A 19,709-nucleotide genomic window follows, 5' to 3' on the forward strand; every position below is an offset into this window, starting at 1 on the left:
ACCTACTCGCACCGCCCTGGCATCATCAAATCGAAGCCTCGGGTCCCACGTCCGAAATCGCACAAGTTCATGAGCCAGAAGCCGTGCTGAGACGCGGCGCTGCTAAGTTCGGTGGATTGGGTGAGGGGGTCATCATGCATCTCCAGGCCGACCTTAGAAAGACGAATATTCTCTGGCGCATATTTTTTGGTAAATATTGGCTAATCCATCATTAAGCGCCTATTGGTTTTCTTTGTAAAGATACCTAAGTAGTTTGATGAAAAAACAACGTTTTTGCGTTGCTCGAATTGAAAGCTCTCTGACCCATGTTCGGACAATCCCCATTTGGCAGCGCACCGTTCGGCTCCTACCAGGCAAGCGCCGCCCCGATCACCGGCACCGCCAGTTGGACCGAGGGATCGGAGTCCATCATCGCGGCCGGCGCCGTCGGCATCGTCATCGGCGCGGCACTCGGCTGGACTGAGGGTGCCGAAACGTGCAGCGCCACCGGCGCGGTCGCGGCGCCCGCCAGCAGCTCGGCGGCAATCGGCTGGACCGAGGGCGCGGAGGTCATCGCTATTGCCGTCGGCAGTGCGTCGGCCGCGATCATCATCGGCAACTGGACCGAAGGCCGCGAGGCCCATTCGATGGCGGTCTTGGTGCAGACGTTCTACGCCCGCGCCCCATCCGGCTCCGGCTTTACCCCGCAGCAACCGCGCAGCCAAGCGCGCCCAGCAAACACACAAGGATCGACACGATGAGCACCACCCAAGTTTCCGCGCCGGTCGCCCTGGCCGTGTCGCTGGACGACATCGCCGCAACGCTGCGCCTGGACGCTGACGCGCTCGACGCCATCGGCCCGACGCTGGCCCTGACCGTGCGCGCCATCACGCAAGAGGCCGAGCACAAGACGCAGCGCTCATTCATCAATCGCGGGATGCGCGCGACGCTCGACGCATTCCCCGAGGCGATCCGGATCGAGCGGGGCCCGGTGTTCGCTGTCACCGCCCTCAATTTCCGCGATGCCGCCGGCATGATGCAGCAGCTGGACCCGCAGGATTTTGAGGTCGACAACGCCACGGTGCCCGGCTGGCTCGTGCCGGCGGTCAGCAAAGCCTGGCCCGAGACGATGGTGCGGATCAATGCCGTCACCGTAGACTACACCGCGGGCTACGGGGTGAGCGCAGATGACGTGCCTGAGTGCGCACGCCAGTACATTTTGCTACGCCTGGCGGACCTGTGGGACCCCGCCAATCGCAAGTTCGGCGAGACGGCGGCATCCGTGTTCGCCGATTCGCTGCTCGATCAACTGCGGGTGTATGCCTGATGCGCGTCGAGGAATTGACGCGCCTGGTGCTGATTCAGCGCCGCGGCGACATTAAAGACGAGACCGGCGCCGTCGCTGAGGGCTGGGCGAACGTCGTCACGGCCGGCAATGGCAAGGTCTGGGCGCGCGTGAAGGACCAGACCGGCCGGCAGTACATGGCCGCCCGGGCCGAGCAGAACGCCGTGATGACAGAGATCGCGATCCGCAAGCGCGCCGGTATTGAAGCCCGGATGCGCGTCCTGTACGGGGCGAGAATTTATGACGTCGAGGCTGTGCTCGATACAGATCCGACCTGGACAATTTTAATGTGCATCTCGGGGGTGTCGAATGGCTGACTCGAATCTCTCCGGCTTTAAAGAGCTTGCCGCGGCAATGCTCCAACTCGCGCCGCGCGTCGCCCGCAAGCGCCTGCGCCGCGCCGTCGCAGCCGGCGCCACCGTCATCAAGAACGACGCCAAGGCGCGCGCGCCGGTAGCAACGGGCGAGATGTTGCGCGACATCATGGTCAAGCGCGAGCGGGATGCGCGTGGCGGCGACCTGGCAGCGACCTATTCGGTATTTGTTCGGACTGGCAAGAAGTCTCGCATGGCCGGCAAGGGGCGCGACGTGCAGCGCGACAGTTTTTACTGGCGCTTCGTTGAGCTGGGCACATCGAAGATGGTAGCCCGCCCATTCATGCGGCCGGCCTACGAATCGAAAAAGGTGGATGCGGTGCGAGTCATCGGCGAAAGCCTGGCGGCCGGACTCATCGAAGAGGCGCAGCTTCTGGCGAGCGGAAAATGAGTATCCAGTCCGACTTCTACGCGCTGCTCGATCCGGTTTTCGGCGGCCAGCTGTACCGCAACTTCGCGCCATCGCCGGCGGCTGCCTACGGCGTCTATTTCCGCGTCACCGGCGTGGAGGAATCGACGCTTGACGCGAATGGCGGGACCGGCAACCCGACGAACACGCGCTTGCAGCTCGACATCTACGGTCCGACTGGCGCCCAAGTCGATGCCCTGGCGGCAGGCGTGAAGGCGGCACTCAAAGGATGGGCAGTCGAAAACGTCCTTCTGCTCGAACTGGACGGCTACGAGCCCGACACGAAGCTTCACCGAATCACACTCGACATCTCCACCTGGCACCTGTAGGCGCCACACCATCTCCCAACCCGCCCGCTGATGCGGGTTTTTTTACGTCAAAAAGGATCAAACCATGTCCGGAATCTCCGCTCAAGGCAGTACGCTGCGCATCGCCACCGGCACCGGCGGCGCCAAAACCATCACCGCGATCTCGGCGGGCTTCCCGGCGATCGTCACCAGCGCTGCGCACGGCCTGAACAACGGCGACGTCGTCGTGCTGGCTGGCATCGTCGGCGCTTCGGCATCCCTGCTGAATGGCACCACGCGCGTGGTGTCGAACAAGACTGCCAGCACGTTCGCGTTGCTCGATGCCGATACCACTGGCCTGACCTATACCTCGGGTGGCACTGCTACTCCGAACACGTACACGAAAATCAATGGCCTGACGTCCTTCGATGGTTTCGACGGAACCGCCGATGAGCTCGATGTTACCGACCTGGACTCGACTGCGAAGGAATTCATCAGCGGCATCAAGGACGAAGGCAAGTTTGGCTTCGAGGCGAAGACCCTTAAAGCCGACGCCGGCCAGATCGCGCTGCGCGCGAACCGCACCAGCGGCGCCGTCGTCGGCATGGTGCTGACCCTGCCCGACGCCAGCGTGGCGACGTTCAACGTGATCGTCAAGTCGATGCCGACCTCGGGCGGCGTCAATGCCGTCCTCAAGGGCAAGATCGACACCCGCATCAGCGGCCCTGTGGTGTGGAGCTGATCATGAGATTGCTCAACAAAGCGGCGATTCTCGGCGCCGAAGATCTGAAACACGAGGATGTGGAAGTACCGGCCTGGGGTGGCACCGTGCGCGTGCGCGTCATGACCGGCGCTGAGCGTGACGAGTTCCGCGCATCAGTCGCATCGGAGGAGGGCGTTGCGCTCGGGCGATTTTCCGTCGCGTTGCTGGCGGCCACGCTGATCGACGAGTCGGGTGCCCGCCTTTTCACCCTGGATGAGATCGATCAGCTGGCAGAGAAAAGTGCGGCATCGATCGACAAGCCCGCCGGCGTGGCCATGCGCCTCAATGGCCTGGGCGGCAGCGCTGTCGAGGATGCCGTAAAAAACTCCGAGAGCGGCCAGAGCGGCGATTCTGGTTCCGGCTCGCCCTTGCCCTTGGCGCAACCGTCGGAGAGCTCCAAGCTCGAATGACGTCGGCCGAGTTCACCGAATGGCAGGCATTTTATGAGCTCGAGCCGTTCGGTGGGCCGGTCGAGGACCGACGGCACGGCGTTGCGACAGCGCTGTTTGCCAACTCGCAACGAGGATCTGGCTCCGAGCCATTCAAGGCCGAGGACTTCATGTACGGTCGCGAGGCTCAGGCGCCGGCTGACGACAAAGAGCCGACCCTACTGGCCGACCCCGTGGCGCAATCAAACTTGATCCGGGCATCCATGTTTGGCTTGCCGCCAAGGGATTCACCTGCCGCATAAAGGAATCAAAATGGCATCAGGAAATTTGGGGGCGCTGGTCGTCTCGCTTGAAGCGAACATGGCCAAATTCAATTCGGATATGGGTGCCGCGGCGAAGCAGGTCGACCAGTCGATGACGACCATGGCTGCTAGTACGAAGCTTGCGACCGATGCCGTCAAGAAGCTGGAAGGCCAGGCAAATAACGCAAAGTCGGCTGCAATTTCACTGGCCAAGGGCATGATCTTGGGCGCCGCCGTCGGCATGAGCTACGAGGCAATTACTGGCAAAATCATGGGCGTCATCAGCACCATGGCCAACCTCAAAACCCTGTCTGAAAAAACCGGCGCAAGCGTTGAGAATCTTTCGAAACTTGCGTTTATCTCGAAGCAGTCTGGGTCCGATATCGAGGCCGTCACCGCCGCGCTGGCGAAAATGTCGAAGGGCATGGCGGGCGCCGACAACGAGACGAAAGGCGCAGGCCTGGCGCTCAACTACCTGGGCGTCAGTGCCAAGGACTCTGCCGGCAACCTCAAGGACCCGGCCGTAATGTTCACTGAGATCGCCAAAAAGTTGTACGAGTACGAGGATGGCGCCGGAAAGGCAGCTATCGCGCAGGCACTGTTCGGCAAGGCCGGCGCCGATATGCTGCCCACTCTGAAAATGATGGGTGAGCAGGGTGATATTGTCGCCAAAGTGACGACCGAGCAGGCGACGGCAGCGCGCCAGTACGCGCGCGATATGGCCAAGCTCGAAGCCCAGCAAGGGATGCTATTCAAGACCGTTGCAGTGGCGCTGCTGCCGGCCCTGAGCGATTTCTCAGCAGTCCTGCTGGAGGCGTCGAAGAACACGAACGTGGTCAATGCTGCCGGGAAGAGCCTTGCAGACGATAATTCTATCGAGGGATGGGCAGATACGGCTTTAGTCGCAGTCTCATATCTGATAGATAATATTCGGATCATTGGAAATTTGGTGCCCGCTGTTGCATCGAGCTTCAAAGTCGTCTGGAACGATATCAAATTGATGTCGACTGCAAACCCTGCGGCGATGGCATTCTCTGCAGCGAAAGGCAACAATCCGTTCGCCGATGTGAAAATTCAACTTGCAGAACGCGACCGCGACTTAGATGCCGCAAATGCGAAGTGGAACAAGTTTCTCGCGATGGATGTGGCGGCAACGCGCCATGCAGCAGAGCAAAAGATCGCTGCGCGCAAGCAAAAGCAGGAAACCGAAGGATACGGCGTTGACGGCTCCGGCGGTAAAAAGGCCAACTTCAACACTGCTGGCGAGGACGGGGCCATGCAGGCCGGCGCCGACAAGACTGCGCGCGAGGCAGCGCGAATCGCTAAACTGGGCACCACTGGCAAGCTCAAGGCCCTCGAAGACGCCTACGCGGCCGAGCGCAGCCAGATCGCATTCCAGTCGCAGTACATGCAGGAGGAGCGCAATCAGGGTCTGATCAGCCTCGACGCCTACAACGCTGGCAAGCTCAAGGCCATCAATGATGGGCTCGCTGCGGCCCTGAGCGCGTACGACAAAGAGATCGCCGTCCTGGAAAAGGCGCGCGCCGCATCGACCGACAAGCCGGCGATCGCGCAAATTGACAACCAGATCGCCGAGCGTGAGGCCGCGAAAACAAAGGCGCGCACCGAGGCATCGCAGGCCCTGCAATTAAACGCCCTGGGCCTCGGCGCCGCCCAAGCTGACCTGAATAAGACCATGAAGGAATGGGATATTCAGCAGGATAAGGCAAACGCCCAGATGAAGTTCTCGAACAGCCTGTACGGTAAGTCGGCACTGGAAGTGCAGCAGCTGACGGCGGCGCATCAGGCTGAGCTAGACGTCGAAGAAAAGATCCGGATGGCCAAGAAAAATGGCTCCATTACCGATGAGTCGATTGCAGGCTACCTCGCCGACGCAAAGGCCAAGTCTGCTGCTGCTGGAAAATTCATGACTCAGGGAGCGGTCCAGCAGATCGTGGCGAATCAGCGCACGCCTGCCGAGATCGAGCAGCAGAATCATACGGACCTGATGAAGACGCTGATGTCCAGTAAGGACGGGGAGTTGGAGGCAATTGCAAACGGCAACCTTGCAATTGAGCGGGAAAATGCGCGCCATCAGCAGGTGATGGTAGATATCCGCGCCCAAGAGGGGCTGCAAACGCTTGCCCTTGCCGGTAACTCCGCAGATCAACTGTATAACCTGCTTGCGAATGCCGGAATGCAGCAGACGGCACTTGGCAAGGCGCTGTTCATCGCTAGCAAGGCGATCGCCGTGGCTGAGATCATCATGAATACGGAGGTAGCTGCTGCCAAGGCGCTGGCCGTCGGCGGCCCGATCTTTGGCCCGCCGCTGTCGATCGGCATCCGTGCGCTCGGCTACGCGTCTGCAGGCATCGTCATCGGCACCACGATTGCATCGGCAGAGGGTGGCTACGACATCCCTGGCGGCGTGAACCCGGTGACCCAGCTGCACGAAAAAGAGATGGTTCTACCAAAGGGGCCTGCCGATGTGATCCGCGGTCTGGCAGCGAATGGCGGCGGCGCCGGTGCTGGCTTCAAGCTGACGCTGGTCAATAATGGAACGCAGCAGCGCGTGGTCGAGAGCAAGCAGGTTGCGCCGGACGAGTGGGCGATGATTGTCGAAGATGCGGTGAACGCGACGGCAGCCGCCATGAGCGAGCCGAATAGCCGTACCTCTGCATCGCTCAAGCGGAACTTTAACGTTCAGAGGTCTCGCTGATGCCGACAATGCCGAATGGACTGGTGCCGCTGGTATCGGCCCTGTCAAGCGAGGCGCCGGAGGGCGTCACGCGCACGGAGGTGGCCGGCGGCCCGGCGCGCTACCGCTTGGACTGGGCGCGCGGCCGCCAGCGGTTCAATGTGAAGCTTGCGCTCGACGGCGGCCGTCTGCTGGTCTGGACGGCCTTCTACCACCATATCATCAAGAAGGGCGCCATCGCTTTCGACATGCGCCTCGATAGCGGCCTGGGCGTGATGCCACATAGTGTGCACATTCTGCCGGGCTCATACAGCTTGGCGGCCGCAGGCGGCAATTACATGGCGAGCTTTGTCGTTGAGTGCGAGAGCGCCGTGTACAGCCTCAGCGATGCCCAGGTGGCCGCGTACGGCCTGAGCGCAACAACGCTCCCGGCCGGTATGGTGCCGACTATTGCAGCCTACTCGTTTGCCGGGCCCGATGGTGTCGAACGCGACCAACTGGGGGGTGGCGCCGCCGGCTATGCACTTCAATGGGCGCGCGGCACGCAGCGCTTCAATTGCACGTTCATTCTGACGGCCACGCAGTTCGCTGCCTGGTCCGTCTGGTTCCATCGGTTGATCGCCAAAGGCTCGCGCACGTTCAACATGCGGCTCGATAGCGGCACGGGCCCTGATGTGCACGCCGCGACGATCGTACCTGGGACGTACTCGAGCGCGCGCACGGGCGGCACTGCAACCGTGGTGTCATTCATCGTCGAGGCCGAACCGACGATTTACGAATATACGGCAGCTGATGCGCAGGTCATCATTGATTTGCACAATGCCTATGGTGATACCCAATTCGCGCTGCTGGCCCGGCTTGCCCAGTTCGCCAACGTCGACACCAACGTACTGGACTTCCCATGAGCCTCGATCTGGAATCGCGCCTGAAAGCCTTCCTGTCCTCGGCGCCGCAGACCATCTGGACCATCCAGACGCTGGAGATCAGCCACTCTGCAATGTCGAAAACGTACCATCTCTGGCGCGAACCGTACGCTGGCGTGGCCGGCGGCGCCACGATGCAGATGGCGAATTTTGAGGTCAAGTTGGCTGGCAGCGAGGGCCACCTGGATCAGAAATTCGATATTCGTCTCGGCCTGGTTGACATCGAGGATGAGTTCCGCGAGCAGCTCGACCGTATCCCGGTCAGCACCGCCGAGAAAATCCGGATCGTGTACCGCGAATTTCTCAGCGACGACCTGACGGTAGCCCAGGCCACGGCCACGCTGCAGGCCGAGAGCATCTCGTACGAGGTGGGCGCCGCCAGTATCTCGGCGGTGTCACCGCGCTTGAATGTGACCCGAACCGGCGAGCTTTATTCACCCAAAGATGTGCCAATGCTGCGAGGTTTCCTGTGAACGTGAACGACTACCTAGGCCGCCAGTACCCATTCCCGCCCTGCTGGTGTTTGGTTGCAGACGTCTACACCAATGAGCTGGACGACACGGTGACCGACTACAAGACGGTCAACAAGTCGATCCGCTCGATCGCCGGCACTTTCCGCCTCGCCCTGCACAAATCGGCGCACGGGTTTGCGCAGATCGCCGAGCCGGTCGATTACTGCGTGGTCCTGCTTGGCAAGACGGCGCGCACCGGCCTGCACCACTGCGGCATCTACTACCAGGGCCGGGTGCTGCACATGCTCGAGAGCGGAGGCCAGTACCAGGAGATGAGCGTCATCGGCGACGAGTACGCGCTGATTGAATTTTGGGGTAAGACCGATATGGTATAGTGGCAGTGCGCAGCTAGGTTTAGCGGCTGAAAAGCGGATTCATTACCCGCCTGCTGCGCCCCACCAGTAATGATGACTCCTTAATGAAGAGCCAGCGCATGAGCGAAACTACTGCACTAGAGAGGGCATGCAAAAAATGCTCCATTATATTCTCCGGAAAATATTGCAAGGCCTGCAAAAAGCTTTATGCACAATGTAACAAAGAAAAAATATTAGCGTATAAGAAGCAGTGGGATGTTGAGAACCAAGATCGCATGAAGCTTTACTATGCCGCGTATTTTTCGGAAAACTTCGATAGGATCAGCAAACGCAATGCGGAACATTATGCAAATAATGAAGGGCGCGATAGGGCAATAGCTGCAGCCCTACGGCCCATCAGAATGCGAAAGCCGCGGAAGAAGGTTGTAAGACTGCGTGAGAAAAAGGTCCGGTTAAAAGTAATTCGAGTTCCTTCTGATGAGGTGCTGGCAAGCCGGAGAGAAATCGCAAGACTATCCGCAAAAAAATGGCGCGCAGAAAATCCTGAGCGATCAAGCGAACTTGCAGCTAAGTACAGGAAAAATAATCCCGAAAAGATACGGGTAAATAATAGAAACAGGAAGGCATTGCAACGCGGAGCGACAGGTCGAATTTCGCCAGGGAGGGCGCAAGTTTTGATGCGCTTGCAAAAATCGATGTGCGCATGTTGCAGATGTGATTTAAAAAAATCTGGCTTCCATATGGACCATATTGATCCACTGGCGAAAGGCGGGTCAAATTCAGATGATAATATTCAACTGTTGTGCCCTACTTGCAATATGGAAAAGCACGATAAGCTACCACACGACTTTATGCGATCACGTGGATTCCTGATTTAAATTTTAACGCAGCCCCACAAGCACTCTTCGGAGTGCTTTTTTATTTCCGCCAGAGAGGCAAAATTGGTTAATTTTTCAGGGTGGTCGGAATGATAAGAATACGATTGTTTGATCACCCGTTCGCCGCAGTGGCACCGCGCCTGTTTGAGGCTGCCAGCCTGGCCGAATGGCTGCTCGAGCACTACGGCGCCGCGCCGCAGGTGACCGTGCAGATTTTCGCGGGCGAGCCGTCTGCGGAAAATGAGATCAGTCACGATGTGGGCGCGATCCTCGCGGGCGATGCAGACGAATACGTGATCCTCGAAAGCCCGGGCTCCGATCCTTTTACCTGGGCGGTCATCATCGCTGCCGTGTTTGCCGTCGCTGCCTACGTGCTGATGCCAAAGCCTGTCATGCCGGGCAATGTCAACCGTACGCAGCAGAGCCCAAACAATGCGCTGGGTAGCCGAGAGAACAAAGTGCGGCTGCTGGAGCGGGTCGAAGATATTTACGGCACTGTGAAATCGATCCCGTCGCTGATGATGCCGACGTATAACAAGTACATCGACAACAAGAAATTCGAGTACGGCTACTACTGTGTGGGCCGGGGCTACTACGACATCGCTGAGCTGTGCGACGGAGATACGCTGATCGCGGACATCGATGGCGCCAGTGCAGCCGTGTATGCGCCGTTCACGTCACCGAACAGCGACGATGCGCCGCAGCTGCAGGTCGGCTCGGCCATCATTGATGACGTGCTGACGGTGCGGCGCGCCGCAGAGGTCGATGGCATTACGCTGAAGGCGGCGAACCAGGCAGACCTACCATCGGGCGGGTCGGTGTATTCGTTTTACTCCTCCGGGCTGATCGAGCAGTCGACGAAACAGCCCAACTTCAACTCAATTTTGGAGGTGGGCGATTCAGTTGATGTAATCGCGCACGGGCCCCTGCCGACCAGGCCCAACTATTCAGGCACATTCGTCGTTACAGATGTTGGCGACGGATACATTTACGTTGATGCCGATTGGATTGAGGACGCGCTCACTATTTCTGGCCGCGTATCGCTGACGACCCCGCCCGCGTCGATGGGGTGGGTAACGCTGCCTGATCTGGCGCGCACCCAGGTGTGGTGCAATATCACTGCTCCGAACGGGCTGTTCAAGGACGACGGCGGCAAGGCCCCATGCAATGTCGATTTTGAAATTCAGATCGAACGTCTGACCGCGGCTATGGTCCCGACCGGCGTGGTCGAGGTCGTCACTGGATCGCTCACTGGCGCAGACTCCGACGAGCATGCCGATACCATCGAGCATTCGACGGCGTGGGCGGGCCCGGCGCGCGTGCGGGTGGCCCGGACATCGAACCACGATTTCGCGTTCAAAGGCACGGTACAGGACGAGATCAAATGGGCTGATCTGTACAGCGTGACCCCGGTCAGCAAAACAGAGTTCGGGAACAAAACGACGATCCACACGATCACGAAAGCGACGGCGCGCGCGACCGCGGTGAAAACCCGCCAGCTCAACTGCCTGGCGTCGCGGCGCCTGCCGATCTACAGCGGCACCACGTTCTCCGGCGCATTCGACGCTACCGGTCGGCTGGCCAGCGGCACCATCGCGGCGACATCGAAACTGGTCGACATCATCGCGGCCGTCTCGCTCGACCCAAAAATCGGCGCGCGCGACTTGGTCACCGAGGTGGACATGGCGCAGATCTGGGGCGTGCAGCAGGCGCTTGATGCGTGGAATCCGGAGTGCGGGCAGTTCAATTTCACGTTCGACACGGACAACACGTCGTTCGAGGAAACGATCATCTCGATCGCCAATGCCGGTTTTTGCATCGCCTACCGCCAGAACGGGAAAATTCGCCTGTCGCTCGACCGGGCCCAGGCGGCCAGCACGGCGCTGTTCACGCACCGTAATAAGAAGCCGCGGGCTGAAACCATCACCCGAAAGTTCGCCTCTGATGCCGACTACGACGGCGTCGAGTTCGTCTACGTGGACCCTGACAGCGACCAGTCGGAGACGATCACGCTGCCGCTCGATGGCAGCTACACGAAACTGAAAAAATTCGAGATCGCCGGCATTCGGTCGTTCGAGCAGGCCTGGCTGCGCGCGAACCGCGAGTATTTCAAGATCCGGGGGCAGCGCATCAACATCGAGACCACCACCACCATGGACGCCCGGGCGCTGCTGCCGAACGCCCGCATCGACATCGTCGACAACACGCGCTTCAAGTCCTACGACGGCGAGGTGGTGGGGCAGGACGGGCTCGTGCTGACGCTGAGCCAGGACGTCAGGTTCGCCGCAGGCCTGCCGCACAGCATCGTCCTGATGCGTCGTGACGGCACGCTGCAGAGCATCCCGGTTACCGCCGGCGCTGAGGCGAACCAGGTTGTGCTGCAGTCGCTGCCGACGGAGGCGATCACCACCAACTATGGCCCGACCGGGATTCGCACGATCTTCAGCTTCGCGGCAGACAGCGCGCGCGGGGCGCAGGCGTACCAGGTGCAGGAGTTGGACCTGTCGGATGGGCAGTACGTGACGCTCAAGGCGGTCAATTACAGCGATACGTATTTCGCTGCGGACTACGCGGCGATTCCGGCCAAAGAAACCATTATCAACTGAGGATCTAGAATGGTTGCTCCTGTACGAATCACACAAAGCGTTGTGGCGCTCAAACGCCCGATTTCGGCCGAAGTCGACGTCGGGGCGCTGGCTGTCAACGTTACCGATGGCGCCCTGTATAGCAAGCGCAAGGATGACACCATCATCCGGATCGAAGGCGACGTTGGCAATGACGCGATCGCCGGCGCCTCGAGCATCGCACTCGGTGCAGTCGTGGGTGGTGTGGTCGACGTCGCCGGCGTAGCAATGATCAATGCGATTGTGCTACGCGAGGGCCAGACGCGAACCGTTCGCTTTACCGGCGCCTCACAGCTCGTGCATAGCGCGGCGCTGCAGTTGGTGGGCGGAGCGAACATCACCACGGCCGCCGGCGACTTCGCCAGCTTTCGCGGGTACGCGGCCGGCGTCACTAGGTGCATGTACTACAGCTTTGGTACGCCGCCGGCGCTAAGTGTCGCGTCGGTCAACAAGGTGCAGATTACAGCGCCGGCAGTGAGCGCCGTGCTGACGATCGCCAGTGGGAAAACCCTTTCAGCGGAAAACACGATCACCCTGCGCGGCACCGACGGTGCTGCGTTAAATGTTGGCGGCGGCGGCACGCTGGGTAGCGCCGCCTTCACAGCATCGAGCGCCTACCAGCCAGCGCGCGTTGCGTACGCGTTGGCGCCAGCGGCGACGGATCTTGCCAGCGTCATCACCCTGGCCAACAACCTGCGCGCTTTGGCGGTGTACCACGGACTCGGCTTATAGGAGTTCGCAGGATGTCTAATCATCGAAGCCCGCACTATCAGGCTCTATTTACGCCTCACAAAAAAAGGAAAATATGTCAGCAGCTCTCAATATTAACGATTTAAAGAACGGCAAGGCGGATCTGGAGCACATTGCTGAGTTGGCCAATTCGGATCTTCAAGTTACCACTGACCGACTCGGCACCACAAAGCCAACCGTTCTTGGTGCCATCAATTCCCTCAAAGCGTTCAACGTGCGCGGTGCATTTTCCACCGCAACTGCATACGCGGTAAAAGACGTTTACACCAGTGCAAACATTTCATATGTGGCCCTGGCAGGGCATATTTCCACGACAGTGGCTGCGGACTTGGCTGCTGGTAAGGTCATGATTCACCAAGGGGCGACTAAAGAGGAGCTTGCTCTACCCGCTGGCTCATCGCTTATCGGGAATGGTGTTGCTACCGTACTCATGGCACTGGACGGCGCGCGGCCGATGTCGTATTACGGCAGCGACCAGGCTGCACTGCTGTCGCTGCTGACCTACGCAAAGACCACCGGCAAACCAATCCGGCTCGACGCCAGTCCGGTGCTAGCGGTCGAGCTGTCGATCGACATGGCGGGAGCAAAACTGTTGTTCGACTTTGCCGGCTACTGCGTGCAGTCTGATGGCCCAGTTCTCAAAATCCTGAATCCGGGAAAGCGCTCTATCATCAATCAGCCCGAGATGAATAACATCACTGCGCCATGGGTCATTACACGGTGGGCAGCAGACGACACGTGGCTGGCACCCACCGCCATCGCAGCGACTCTGACGCAATCGAACGCTGACAACTACTACCAGCCGGGCGTCAACGACGGGGAGTTGTATGCGGGACTGACTGCGGCGCAAAAGGCGCAAAACATCAGCGCAAAACTCTATGTGTACGGGGCAAATGGGCTGTTGGTACTAAACCCAAGCGGACGTCATTGTCTCTATGAGTTTGATATGTGCAACCGCGTGAACGTGGTCAATCCGCAAATTACAGCGGGGGGTAAGGGCCAGTTCGGGACGATCCTGTTCACCAACATGCAAACGACAGGCTACGGCGTCGAAAACTTCGTGCGTGGCGGCTTCGTTCAGGGCGGAACCAATAGCTGTGTCACGTTCATGCGCAACAAGCGCGGCGGCGTGGTCGGCGGCTTCGTCCCGAGCCGTTGTGGTGAGTCGGGCGTGAAGACCTATCAGAACGAAGTCGGCAACAGGTCAACGCGGTGCTACGGCATGATTTTTAACGACATCGCCCCCGATCTGACGCTCTATGACGGCGTGGATTTTAATGCCGATTTTGGCGATGCAGCCGAACGGGTGGACGATTTCCCTCTTGCGGACTATGCGTGGAACAAGCTGCCGACTGGGCACAAGGTTTCAAACATCAAGGCAACCAGATGCAATGGCATTGGCGTGTGGGGGGACGGCCAGTTCAACGAGTACACGAACGTGACGGCGGTCGATTGCGTCAACGCAGGTGTCTATCTGCGCGTAACGAACACCGACATTAAGGGTGCCAGCGTGCGCGACTGCAACCGGATGAATTCGACCGGCGTGCACCAAATTATCGTCGAAGGGCCGGGCAACCGACTCGACTTGCCGCGAGTCCATACGACTGCGGTGATTACGGCAGGTTACGCAATCTACACGACCGACCCGTCAACCGAAACGACCAATGAGCGATGCACTGGCACCCGTACTGGTATGCAGATCTCGCGTGGAGACACAACGACGAACAACATGCAGCTCGGTACTAGTGATGCGACACAGAACGCGGTGACGATTCACGGTAGGCCGAGGGGGGTGTTCGTCAACAACTCAGCGGCAGATCTGACGTTTGTGCTGTCGAATTCAACACCAGGGCAGGAGCAGGGTTACGGGATGCTTTTGCCGCGCGATGGTGGTGTTCTGCAGAAAGGTGTGCTGGCGTTCCCGCAAGCGGGCGGCCACCTGCAAGGTGGGGTGATGAACGCTTACAACTCCGCGTACATCAACCCTGGTTATTTTGCGATGTATGAGCAGGATGGCTTACTGAAAGTTGCCTACAAGCTGGCGAATGGCACCGTCAAGATCGGTACGCTGACCCCGTAAGTGTAACCATTGCTGGCTTGTTACGAAGCCCAGGTAGCGCGGCGCAACATGCCGGACAATTACGCGAAAAGCTTTTCCCACCAACCGCCTTCGGGCGGTTTTTTATTGCCTTCATTTTCACCACCACCTGCTCGAGGCAGGACAACCATAAGGGGCGCCAATGCCGCCAGCAACCATTGCATCGAACGAGGCGAATCTTCTGCTCGCCATGCAGAAAATCGAGTTCATCCAGCGGGAGGTCGAGGAGAACAAGCGCGAGTTTGAGGCCGACCTGAAGCGTGTGAAAGACGATTCCGACGCCGAAATCCGCCGGGTCCGCGAGAAGGCCGATGCAGACGATAAGGCCAACAAAGCCAGCATCGCCGCTCTGGTCGCTGAGCGAGACAAGGCGCTTCGGTGGGGCATCAGTACCCTCGGGCTGGCCGTGGCCGGCATGGCGACTTGGATTTTCAACCTGATCACGGGAGGCCACATCAAATGAAGGACACGAAACTTTCGGTCTCATTTTATTGGGTGCTGCGGATATTCGTCGGCGTCGCTCTGGCGCTGATCGTCGTCGCATGGCTGTATGCGCCAGCGGCGGTGCGCGGCCCGGCGGGCCCGGCCGGCGTTCCAGGCATTGACGGAATTGGGGAAAAGGGAGACCCCGGCGATCGCGGAAAGCCGGGTAGGGACGGGAGTGATGGAAAATCCGGAGAGCGAGGAGCTGCTGGGCCAAGGGGGAGCGGTTTTTGGTAAGACAGAAGGATCGAATCAGATCTTCAGTATTCCTTCAGCCTTCCATTTTTCCCTCAGTCGCTTACCCTTTTCGGCAGAGCAGATTGAGCAATATCGCTGCTTCCCATATTGGCGATCGTAGGGGTGGCCGTTAATGCAATGCGTCTTCTGTGAATTTATATAACCACGAGAAGTTGAGTCTCTTTTTGAATTTTCTGATGCGGTTATTGCATTTAGATGCTGAGGGTTAACGCAAGCCCTATTCCTGCATGTGTGATTTACAACATGGCCATCTGGTATCGGCCTGTCCGCAAGGTACATCGCCACCCTGTGTGCTCGGCGGGATGCCCGGCGGAAGCTAAATATTCCATAGCCATCGCGATCTTTTCGATCAATCCAAATCATGCATTCGCCAACTCGGCTCCAATTACTCTTGAATCGCTCAATCTCTAATGCGGTTGCGTCGCTCATTTAATTTCACCTCATGGTTGATATGGCATACAAGGTTAATATTATAGGCCGATACGTTGGGCGGCGGTTAGTGCCGCAGATATTAAAACATAGGATTTTTCATAGTTAATATTTTGGAGTGAATGATGAAATTTAAAAATAATCTTCGCAGCGCCAATGTCGGCAACTTTTTGGGGAATGGCAAATGAATCTCGTAGAAAACTGGCAGGCAATCCTGACCAAGGCCTGGTCGATCAAATTCACCGCGGCATCGCTGCTGCTGAGCGCGCTCGAGGTGTGGGTGCAACTGGTGCAGCCGGCCGGCATCCCCGGCGGCATCTTTGCCGGGATCGCCGGCGCCGTGTCGCTGGCCGCCGGCGTGGCGCGGCTGCTTGCACAGCAGGAGGTGAGCGGTGGCGCAGTCAAATAAGCAGCGTGCCGCCTGGTGCGCAATCGCCGTCACTTGCGTGAGCGGCTTCGAGGGGCTGCGCCAGGTCGCTTACCGGGACCCCGTCGGCATCCCCACGATCTGCTTCGGCGAGACCAAGGGCGTGAAGCTGGGCCAGCGCGCGACGCTCGCCGAATGCCAGGGCATGCTGGCCGATTCGCTCGAGCTGGCCAACCGCGGCGTCGATGCCTGCATCCGGGCGCCGCTGACTGACTACAGGCGGGCGGCCCTCGTTTCATTTACCTACAACGTGGGGCAGGGCAGTCTGTGCGGGTCCATGCTGGCGCGCAAGATCAATGCGGGCGACACGGCCGGCGGCTGTAACGAGCTGTCGCGCTGGACGTTCGCCAAGGGCATCCAGTTGCCCGGCCTCGTGAAGCGGCGCGCGGCTGAGCGTGATATGTGCCTGCGGGGCCTGCTGTGAACCCGTATGCGCTGGCCGGCGGCCTGCTCCTGGCAATCGCACTCTGCCTCGGCGGCGCCAGCGTGGGCAAGCGCCTGGAGCGCACCGAGTGGCAGAAAAAGGAAATTGCCACGGCAGCCGCAGCCCAGGCCGAACTGCTCGCTGCCCAGGAGCGCTATGTCCGAATCCAGAAATTCAACGAAGCAACTGCTAGAAAGGCATCGTCTGACCATGAAAAAGCCATCTCCGACCTCACGCGCCAGTATGACGCTGCTCGCGCTGCCATTCGTGCTGCTGGTGGGCTGCGCGTCTCCCGGGCCATCTGCGCCGGTCCGAACGATGGAGCGGCCGCTGCCGCAGGCGCCGGCGGACCTGATGGCGCCGCCGCCGGCACCGTTGCACTTCCTGCAGATGTTGAGGCAAAGCTTCTCCAGTTGACCCAGGAGGCTGATGCGCTGGCCGAGCGCCTGCGAGCGCTTCAGGCTTGGGTGCGCGGTGCGGGGCTGTACGGGCCGGCCGGCTGAGGCTTCACTCGGAGCCGGGCGCGCCTACGGTGCCGCCGGGGCGTCGCCGGAACTCGACCCCGGGCCGATGTCGATGCGGTCGCTGACTGGTATCCTCCTGATGAGAGTGATCATTTCCTCGATTTCCTCCGTCGACGCGCTTTTTCCGACCAGTTGCTCCCACAGGAATTGAACGCCTACGCCGACGGCGCGCAGGGCTATGCGATCGCAGTCCTCGCTATCCTGCGCCTCATCTCCAATGGCCCTGATGGCGCCTGTTGCGGTGCTGGTGATCGATTCGAAAGAATGGTACATAGGGCCTCCGTAAAGAGTCCATGATCCCGCGCGCGTCAGCGGAGGACTACTGTTGACCTTGATAGTGGGGATATACTCGGCGCATGAAAGCAACCGTCAAAATACTCGGCTCCGGCGGCCACCACCACCCCTGCGCCACCGCAATCGCCTTCAACGACGGGCGCGCCTTCAAATTTTCCGCCTATCTGGCGCTGCCGGCACCGGCAGGGCGCAGGTCGCATCAACTCTTCGGCTTTGACTTCAACTTCGGTTTCACCTTGATCCCCAGCCGCTCAAAGCAATTCAGCGGATTAGAAACCTGAAGCTTCACGACTGGCCTGGTCGACATCTTCAGGTTGATCCTCGGCGCCGCCTGCGAGTGCGTGCAAGCCACGATGTGAGCCAGGACGTCAGCGACCTTGAACCGAATCAAGCGTCGCCCCAGCCGTACGCATGGAATAGGCCCCTTCGGCGCGGCCAGGTCGTACACGGCACCGCGGCTGATGCATAGCATCTCGGCGACTTCTTCGGCGGTGATGAAGGTGCCGGTCATTGTGGTACGCCGCCAATTAATCGCATATGTACTCGGCGTGAGGCCGCACTTGCCACGCGCGGCCGATCTTTACGGGCTGCGGCTGGATGCGGCCGTCATGTACCCATTTGATCAACGTGTTGTAGTGCGGCGGGCGTGAGAACTGGCTTGCCGCCCACTCGTTGAGCGTTATGTATCGCGTGATTGGCTTCGGTGCGCCGGCGGCTGCCGGCTTTGCGGCTTTCGGAGGCATCAGATAACCGCATGACGTAAACCGTCGAGATAGTCCGCCCACCGCTGCATCATCTTTCTGCGCGCGGGCATGTGGGCAGTGCGGTTGTACGCACGCCCGTTTGGATCCTTCACCGCGTGCGCCAGTTGATGCTCGATCAGATCGACGCGCTCCTCAAGCACCTCATCCAAGATAGTTCTGGCCATCGCCCGAAATCCATGGCCCGTCATGGTCTCTTTGTCGAACCCCATGCCGCGAAGTGCTGCATTAACCGTGTTTTCGCTCATGCATCGGTCGCTTGTGCGAATGCTTGGAAAAACGTAGCGCTCGGTGCCGGTCATGGGCTGCATGCGATTGAGAATCGCCAGCGCTTGTTTAGATAGTGGCACGATGTGGTCGCTACTCATTTTCATTTTGGCCGCTGGAATGCGCCACTCCGCCGCGGCCAGGTCAAATTCTCCCCATTCGGCAGACCGAAGTTCGCCTGGCCGTACGAACACGAGGGGGGCCAACTGCAGCGCGGCCGCCGCGAATGGGTGTCCGGAATAGCAGTGAATGGCTTTGAGCAGGGGCCCTACCTGGCGCGGCTCAGTGATCGCCGCAAAGTGCGCTTCCGGCACTGAAGCTAAGGCGCCGCGAAGGTCAGTGGTGACGTCTCGATCGCACAGCGAACTGGCCACTCCAAATCGAAAAACTTGGCCGCAAAGCTGCTTGATTTTGTGGGTCGATTCGAATGCGCCCCTCGACTCGATACGACGAAGCACAGATAAAACTTCCGCAGGCCTGATACTGCTTATCGGTAGCGATCCGATAAAGGGAAACACGTTTTTTTCGAGCCAGTTCGTGTTCTTTTTCTGGGTCGACGTTGCGCGCTCGGCAGCAGTCTTTGCCAGCCAGGCTCGTGCCACAACTTCAAAGCTATGAGCGCCGGCTACGGCAACCCTGGATTTCTCGTCACGCTTGTGCTGCGCCGGATCAATCGCTTCAGAAAGCTGCTTGCGTGCGACTGCGCGTTTTGCCCGCGCTTCGGAGAGCGAAACCTCCGGATATGATCCGAAGGTCAGCCGGTTCGACTTGCCGTTCTGCTGGCGGTATGCCATTCGCCAAACCTTAGACCCGGCGGGCGAGACCTCCAGGTACATTCCGCCGCCGTCAGCGAGCGTATAGGACTTCTCGCGAGGCTTCGCAGTCCTGATCCTGGTATCGGTGAGCGGTGTGGCTAATTTTGGCATTTTGCATCCATGAGGGGAGCGCATTTGCATCCATGGATACAAGTATGGACGCAAGGCTCTTGGATTGCAATAACGCTCTTTGACCGTTGTTGAACTAGTTAAGCGCGGCGCGCAGAGGAGGCGCCGGAAAAATAACACTTCGTTGAACTACTTTGAATCAACTAATGGTGCCCGGAACCGGAATCGAACCGGTACGCCCTTGCGAGCACGAGATTTTAAGTCTCGGGTGTCTACCAGTTTCACCATCCGGGCAGCGGGCCGTAGTTTAGCA

At 59.5% G+C, this 19,709-nt stretch carries 27 protein-coding genes and 1 tRNA gene; 22 read left to right on the forward strand and 6 right to left on the reverse strand.

From position 1 onward, the window contains the following. The 18 genes from ACP7EY_RS18420 to ACP7EY_RS18505 form a co-directional block, all read left to right on the forward strand. A partial coding sequence (locus ACP7EY_RS18420; RefSeq protein ID WP_426196169.1) for a hypothetical protein occupies positions 1-215 on the forward strand: 215 nt, incomplete at its 5' end. Positions 216-305: 90 nt separating this feature from the next. Continuing rightward, complete coding sequence (locus ACP7EY_RS18425; protein WP_426196171.1) at positions 306-740, forward strand: hypothetical protein; 435 nt, start codon at positions 306-308, stop codon at positions 738-740. Next, the gene (locus ACP7EY_RS18430; protein WP_426196173.1) at positions 737-1,306 is read left to right on the forward strand and encodes a head-tail connector protein; all 570 of its coding nucleotides are present in this window, start codon (positions 737-739) and stop codon (positions 1,304-1,306) included. Before ACP7EY_RS18425 ends, ACP7EY_RS18430 begins: the two co-directional genes overlap by 4 nt. Continuing rightward, positions 1,306-1,641 carry a phage head closure protein gene (locus tag ACP7EY_RS18435; protein ID WP_426196175.1) on the forward strand — a complete coding sequence of 112 codons (336 nt, stop codon included), beginning with the start codon at positions 1,306-1,308 and terminating at the stop codon, positions 1,639-1,641. Before ACP7EY_RS18430 ends, ACP7EY_RS18435 begins: the two co-directional genes overlap by 1 nt. Beyond that, positions 1,634-2,089, forward strand: a complete 456-nt coding sequence (locus ACP7EY_RS18440; protein ID WP_426196177.1) for an HK97-gp10 family putative phage morphogenesis protein — start codon at positions 1,634-1,636, stop codon at positions 2,087-2,089. The genes ACP7EY_RS18435 and ACP7EY_RS18440 overlap by 8 nt, the downstream gene beginning before the upstream one ends. Continuing rightward, positions 2,086-2,436: a tail completion protein gp17 gene (gp17, locus tag ACP7EY_RS18445; protein WP_426196179.1), complete on the forward strand. Its 351-nt coding sequence runs from the start codon at positions 2,086-2,088 to the stop codon at positions 2,434-2,436. The genes ACP7EY_RS18440 and gp17 overlap by 4 nt, the downstream gene beginning before the upstream one ends. Before the next feature lie 64 nt (positions 2,437-2,500). Beyond that, positions 2,501-3,136, forward strand: a complete 636-nt coding sequence (locus ACP7EY_RS18450) for a phage tail tube protein (protein ID WP_426196181.1) — start codon at positions 2,501-2,503, stop codon at positions 3,134-3,136. A 2-nt stretch (positions 3,137-3,138) separates the two neighbouring features. Beyond that, complete coding sequence (locus ACP7EY_RS18455; protein WP_426196183.1) at positions 3,139-3,567, forward strand: hypothetical protein; 429 nt, start codon at positions 3,139-3,141, stop codon at positions 3,565-3,567. Beyond that, positions 3,564-3,848, forward strand: a complete 285-nt coding sequence (locus ACP7EY_RS18460; protein ID WP_426196184.1) for a phage tail assembly protein T — start codon at positions 3,564-3,566, stop codon at positions 3,846-3,848. The genes ACP7EY_RS18455 and ACP7EY_RS18460 overlap by 4 nt, the downstream gene beginning before the upstream one ends. Before the next feature lie 10 nt (positions 3,849-3,858). After that, positions 3,859-6,567 carry a hypothetical protein gene (locus ACP7EY_RS18465; RefSeq protein WP_426196186.1) on the forward strand — a complete coding sequence of 903 codons (2,709 nt, stop codon included), beginning with the start codon at positions 3,859-3,861 and terminating at the stop codon, positions 6,565-6,567. Further along, a complete protein-coding gene (locus ACP7EY_RS18470) occupies positions 6,567-7,451 on the forward strand; it encodes a hypothetical protein (protein ID WP_426196188.1) in 885 nt (294 codons plus the stop codon). Before ACP7EY_RS18465 ends, ACP7EY_RS18470 begins: the two co-directional genes overlap by 1 nt. Then, positions 7,448-7,942, forward strand: coding sequence for a hypothetical protein (locus ACP7EY_RS18475; protein ID WP_426196190.1), 495 nt, complete (start codon positions 7,448-7,450; stop codon positions 7,940-7,942). The genes ACP7EY_RS18470 and ACP7EY_RS18475 overlap by 4 nt, the downstream gene beginning before the upstream one ends. A gap of 50 nt (positions 7,943-7,992) precedes the next feature. Continuing rightward, on the forward strand, positions 7,993-8,316 hold the full coding sequence (locus ACP7EY_RS18480; RefSeq protein ID WP_426196192.1) for a hypothetical protein: 324 nt from the start codon (positions 7,993-7,995) through the stop codon (positions 8,314-8,316). Between the two features lie 98 nt (positions 8,317-8,414). Further along, positions 8,415-9,173, forward strand: coding sequence for an HNH endonuclease signature motif containing protein (locus tag ACP7EY_RS18485; protein ID WP_426196194.1), 759 nt, complete (start codon positions 8,415-8,417; stop codon positions 9,171-9,173). Between the two features lie 104 nt (positions 9,174-9,277). Further along, positions 9,278-11,779, forward strand: coding sequence for a host specificity factor TipJ family phage tail protein (locus tag ACP7EY_RS18490; protein WP_426196196.1), 2,502 nt, complete (start codon positions 9,278-9,280; stop codon positions 11,777-11,779). 9 nt (positions 11,780-11,788) lie between these two features. Continuing rightward, positions 11,789-12,529 (forward strand): hypothetical protein, encoded by a 741-nt coding sequence (locus tag ACP7EY_RS18495; protein ID WP_426196198.1) that lies wholly within the window; start codon positions 11,789-11,791, stop codon positions 12,527-12,529. A gap of 73 nt (positions 12,530-12,602) precedes the next feature. Next, positions 12,603-14,627 carry a tail spike protein gene (locus ACP7EY_RS18500; RefSeq protein ID WP_426196199.1) on the forward strand — a complete coding sequence of 675 codons (2,025 nt, stop codon included), beginning with the start codon at positions 12,603-12,605 and terminating at the stop codon, positions 14,625-14,627. Between the two features lie 160 nt (positions 14,628-14,787). Beyond that, on the forward strand, positions 14,788-15,108 hold the full coding sequence (locus ACP7EY_RS18505) for a hypothetical protein (protein WP_426196201.1): 321 nt from the start codon (positions 14,788-14,790) through the stop codon (positions 15,106-15,108). A 272-nt stretch (positions 15,109-15,380) separates the two neighbouring features. Here ACP7EY_RS18505 and ACP7EY_RS18510 read toward each other — a convergent pair whose 3' ends face one another. Continuing rightward, the gene (locus tag ACP7EY_RS18510; RefSeq protein ID WP_426196203.1) at positions 15,381-15,815 is read right to left on the reverse strand and encodes an HNH endonuclease signature motif containing protein; all 435 of its coding nucleotides are present in this window, start codon (positions 15,813-15,815) and stop codon (positions 15,381-15,383) included. A gap of 184 nt (positions 15,816-15,999) precedes the next feature. Between ACP7EY_RS18510 and ACP7EY_RS18515 the strand changes: the two genes are divergently transcribed. Genes ACP7EY_RS18515 through ACP7EY_RS18525 form a run of 3 tightly spaced genes read left to right on the forward strand, consistent with a single transcriptional unit; the run spans position 16,000 to position 17,169 of the window. Next, positions 16,000-16,224, forward strand: coding sequence for a hypothetical protein (locus ACP7EY_RS18515; RefSeq protein WP_426196205.1), 225 nt, complete (start codon positions 16,000-16,002; stop codon positions 16,222-16,224). Continuing rightward, positions 16,208-16,666: a lysozyme gene (locus ACP7EY_RS18520; protein WP_426196207.1), complete on the forward strand. Its 459-nt coding sequence runs from the start codon at positions 16,208-16,210 to the stop codon at positions 16,664-16,666. The genes ACP7EY_RS18515 and ACP7EY_RS18520 overlap by 17 nt, the downstream gene beginning before the upstream one ends. Beyond that, positions 16,663-17,169 (forward strand): hypothetical protein, encoded by a 507-nt coding sequence (locus tag ACP7EY_RS18525; protein WP_426196209.1) that lies wholly within the window; start codon positions 16,663-16,665, stop codon positions 17,167-17,169. Before ACP7EY_RS18520 ends, ACP7EY_RS18525 begins: the two co-directional genes overlap by 4 nt. A 24-nt stretch (positions 17,170-17,193) precedes the next feature. Here the strand turns inward: ACP7EY_RS18525 and ACP7EY_RS18530 are convergent, their stop codons facing one another. After that, on the reverse strand, positions 17,194-17,463 hold the full coding sequence (locus ACP7EY_RS18530; RefSeq protein ID WP_426196211.1) for a hypothetical protein: 270 nt from the start codon (positions 17,461-17,463) through the stop codon (positions 17,194-17,196). Positions 17,464-17,546: 83 nt separating this feature from the next. On the opposite strand from ACP7EY_RS18530, the gene ACP7EY_RS18535 reads away from it, so the two are divergent. After that, positions 17,547-17,765: a hypothetical protein gene (locus ACP7EY_RS18535; RefSeq protein WP_426196345.1), complete on the forward strand. Its 219-nt coding sequence runs from the start codon at positions 17,547-17,549 to the stop codon at positions 17,763-17,765. Here ACP7EY_RS18535 and ACP7EY_RS18540 read toward each other — a convergent pair. The 4 genes from ACP7EY_RS18540 to ACP7EY_RS18555 all read right to left on the reverse strand — a co-directional run bounded on the left by ACP7EY_RS18540 (position 17,684) and on the right by ACP7EY_RS18555 (position 19,690). After that, on the reverse strand, positions 17,684-17,995 hold the full coding sequence (locus ACP7EY_RS18540; RefSeq protein WP_426196213.1) for a helix-turn-helix transcriptional regulator: 312 nt from the start codon (positions 17,993-17,995) through the stop codon (positions 17,684-17,686). The two genes, ACP7EY_RS18535 and ACP7EY_RS18540, sit on opposite strands and share 82 nt — an antisense overlap. 16 nt (positions 17,996-18,011) lie before the next feature. Then, on the reverse strand, positions 18,012-18,227 hold the full coding sequence (locus ACP7EY_RS18545) for an excisionase (RefSeq protein ID WP_426196215.1): 216 nt from the start codon (positions 18,225-18,227) through the stop codon (positions 18,012-18,014). Then, positions 18,227-19,438: a tyrosine-type recombinase/integrase gene (locus tag ACP7EY_RS18550; RefSeq protein ID WP_426196217.1), complete on the reverse strand. Its 1,212-nt coding sequence runs from the start codon at positions 19,436-19,438 to the stop codon at positions 18,227-18,229. Before ACP7EY_RS18550 ends, ACP7EY_RS18545 begins: the two co-directional genes overlap by 1 nt. 165 nt (positions 19,439-19,603) lie before the next feature. After that, a tRNA-Leu gene (locus ACP7EY_RS18555) sits at positions 19,604-19,690 on the reverse strand. Positions 19,691-19,709: the final 19 nt, after the last annotated feature.

The sequence above is a fragment of the Massilia sp. DWR3-1-1 genome (assembly GCF_049898325.1).
In the GTDB taxonomy this organism is placed as follows: Bacteria; Pseudomonadota; Gammaproteobacteria; order Burkholderiales; family Burkholderiaceae_D; genus JAFCUW01.

Bases quoted from the DNA above. Each gene is read 5' to 3' on its own strand.
- ACP7EY_RS18495 (WP_426196198.1), top strand. From the start codon at position 11,789: ATGGTTGCTCCTGTACGAATCACACAAAGCGTTGTGGCGCTCAAACGC.
- ACP7EY_RS18435 (WP_426196175.1), top strand. From the start codon at position 1,306: ATGCGCGTCGAGGAATTGACGCGCCTGGTGCTGATTCAGCGCCGCGGC.
- ACP7EY_RS18450 (WP_426196181.1), top strand. From the start codon at position 2,501: ATGTCCGGAATCTCCGCTCAAGGCAGTACGCTGCGCATCGCCACCGGC.
- ACP7EY_RS18535 (WP_426196345.1), top strand. From the start codon at position 17,547: ATGAAAGCAACCGTCAAAATACTCGGCTCCGGCGGCCACCACCACCCC.
- ACP7EY_RS18470 (WP_426196188.1), top strand. From the start codon at position 6,567: ATGCCGACAATGCCGAATGGACTGGTGCCGCTGGTATCGGCCCTGTCA.
- ACP7EY_RS18550 (WP_426196217.1), bottom strand. From the start codon at position 19,438: ATGCCAAAATTAGCCACACCGCTCACCGATACCAGGATCAGGACTGCG.
- ACP7EY_RS18440 (WP_426196177.1), top strand. From the start codon at position 1,634: ATGGCTGACTCGAATCTCTCCGGCTTTAAAGAGCTTGCCGCGGCAATG.
- ACP7EY_RS18545 (WP_426196215.1), bottom strand. From the start codon at position 18,227: ATGCCTCCGAAAGCCGCAAAGCCGGCAGCCGCCGGCGCACCGAAGCCA.
- ACP7EY_RS18505 (WP_426196201.1), top strand. From the start codon at position 14,788: ATGCCGCCAGCAACCATTGCATCGAACGAGGCGAATCTTCTGCTCGCC.
- ACP7EY_RS18430 (WP_426196173.1), top strand. From the start codon at position 737: ATGAGCACCACCCAAGTTTCCGCGCCGGTCGCCCTGGCCGTGTCGCTG.
- ACP7EY_RS18500 (WP_426196199.1), top strand. From the start codon at position 12,603: ATGTCAGCAGCTCTCAATATTAACGATTTAAAGAACGGCAAGGCGGAT.
- ACP7EY_RS18515 (WP_426196205.1), top strand. From the start codon at position 16,000: ATGAATCTCGTAGAAAACTGGCAGGCAATCCTGACCAAGGCCTGGTCG.
- ACP7EY_RS18530 (WP_426196211.1), bottom strand. From the start codon at position 17,463: ATGTACCATTCTTTCGAATCGATCACCAGCACCGCAACAGGCGCCATC.
- ACP7EY_RS18460 (WP_426196184.1), top strand. From the start codon at position 3,564: ATGACGTCGGCCGAGTTCACCGAATGGCAGGCATTTTATGAGCTCGAG.
- ACP7EY_RS18485 (WP_426196194.1), top strand. From the start codon at position 8,415: ATGAGCGAAACTACTGCACTAGAGAGGGCATGCAAAAAATGCTCCATT.
- ACP7EY_RS18475 (WP_426196190.1), top strand. From the start codon at position 7,448: ATGAGCCTCGATCTGGAATCGCGCCTGAAAGCCTTCCTGTCCTCGGCG.
- ACP7EY_RS18455 (WP_426196183.1), top strand. From the start codon at position 3,139: ATGAGATTGCTCAACAAAGCGGCGATTCTCGGCGCCGAAGATCTGAAA.
- gp17 (WP_426196179.1), top strand. From the start codon at position 2,086: ATGAGTATCCAGTCCGACTTCTACGCGCTGCTCGATCCGGTTTTCGGC.
- ACP7EY_RS18425 (WP_426196171.1), top strand. From the start codon at position 306: ATGTTCGGACAATCCCCATTTGGCAGCGCACCGTTCGGCTCCTACCAG.
- ACP7EY_RS18510 (WP_426196203.1), bottom strand. From the start codon at position 15,815: ATGAGCGACGCAACCGCATTAGAGATTGAGCGATTCAAGAGTAATTGG.
- ACP7EY_RS18465 (WP_426196186.1), top strand. From the start codon at position 3,859: ATGGCATCAGGAAATTTGGGGGCGCTGGTCGTCTCGCTTGAAGCGAAC.
- ACP7EY_RS18540 (WP_426196213.1), bottom strand. From the start codon at position 17,995: ATGACCGGCACCTTCATCACCGCCGAAGAAGTCGCCGAGATGCTATGC.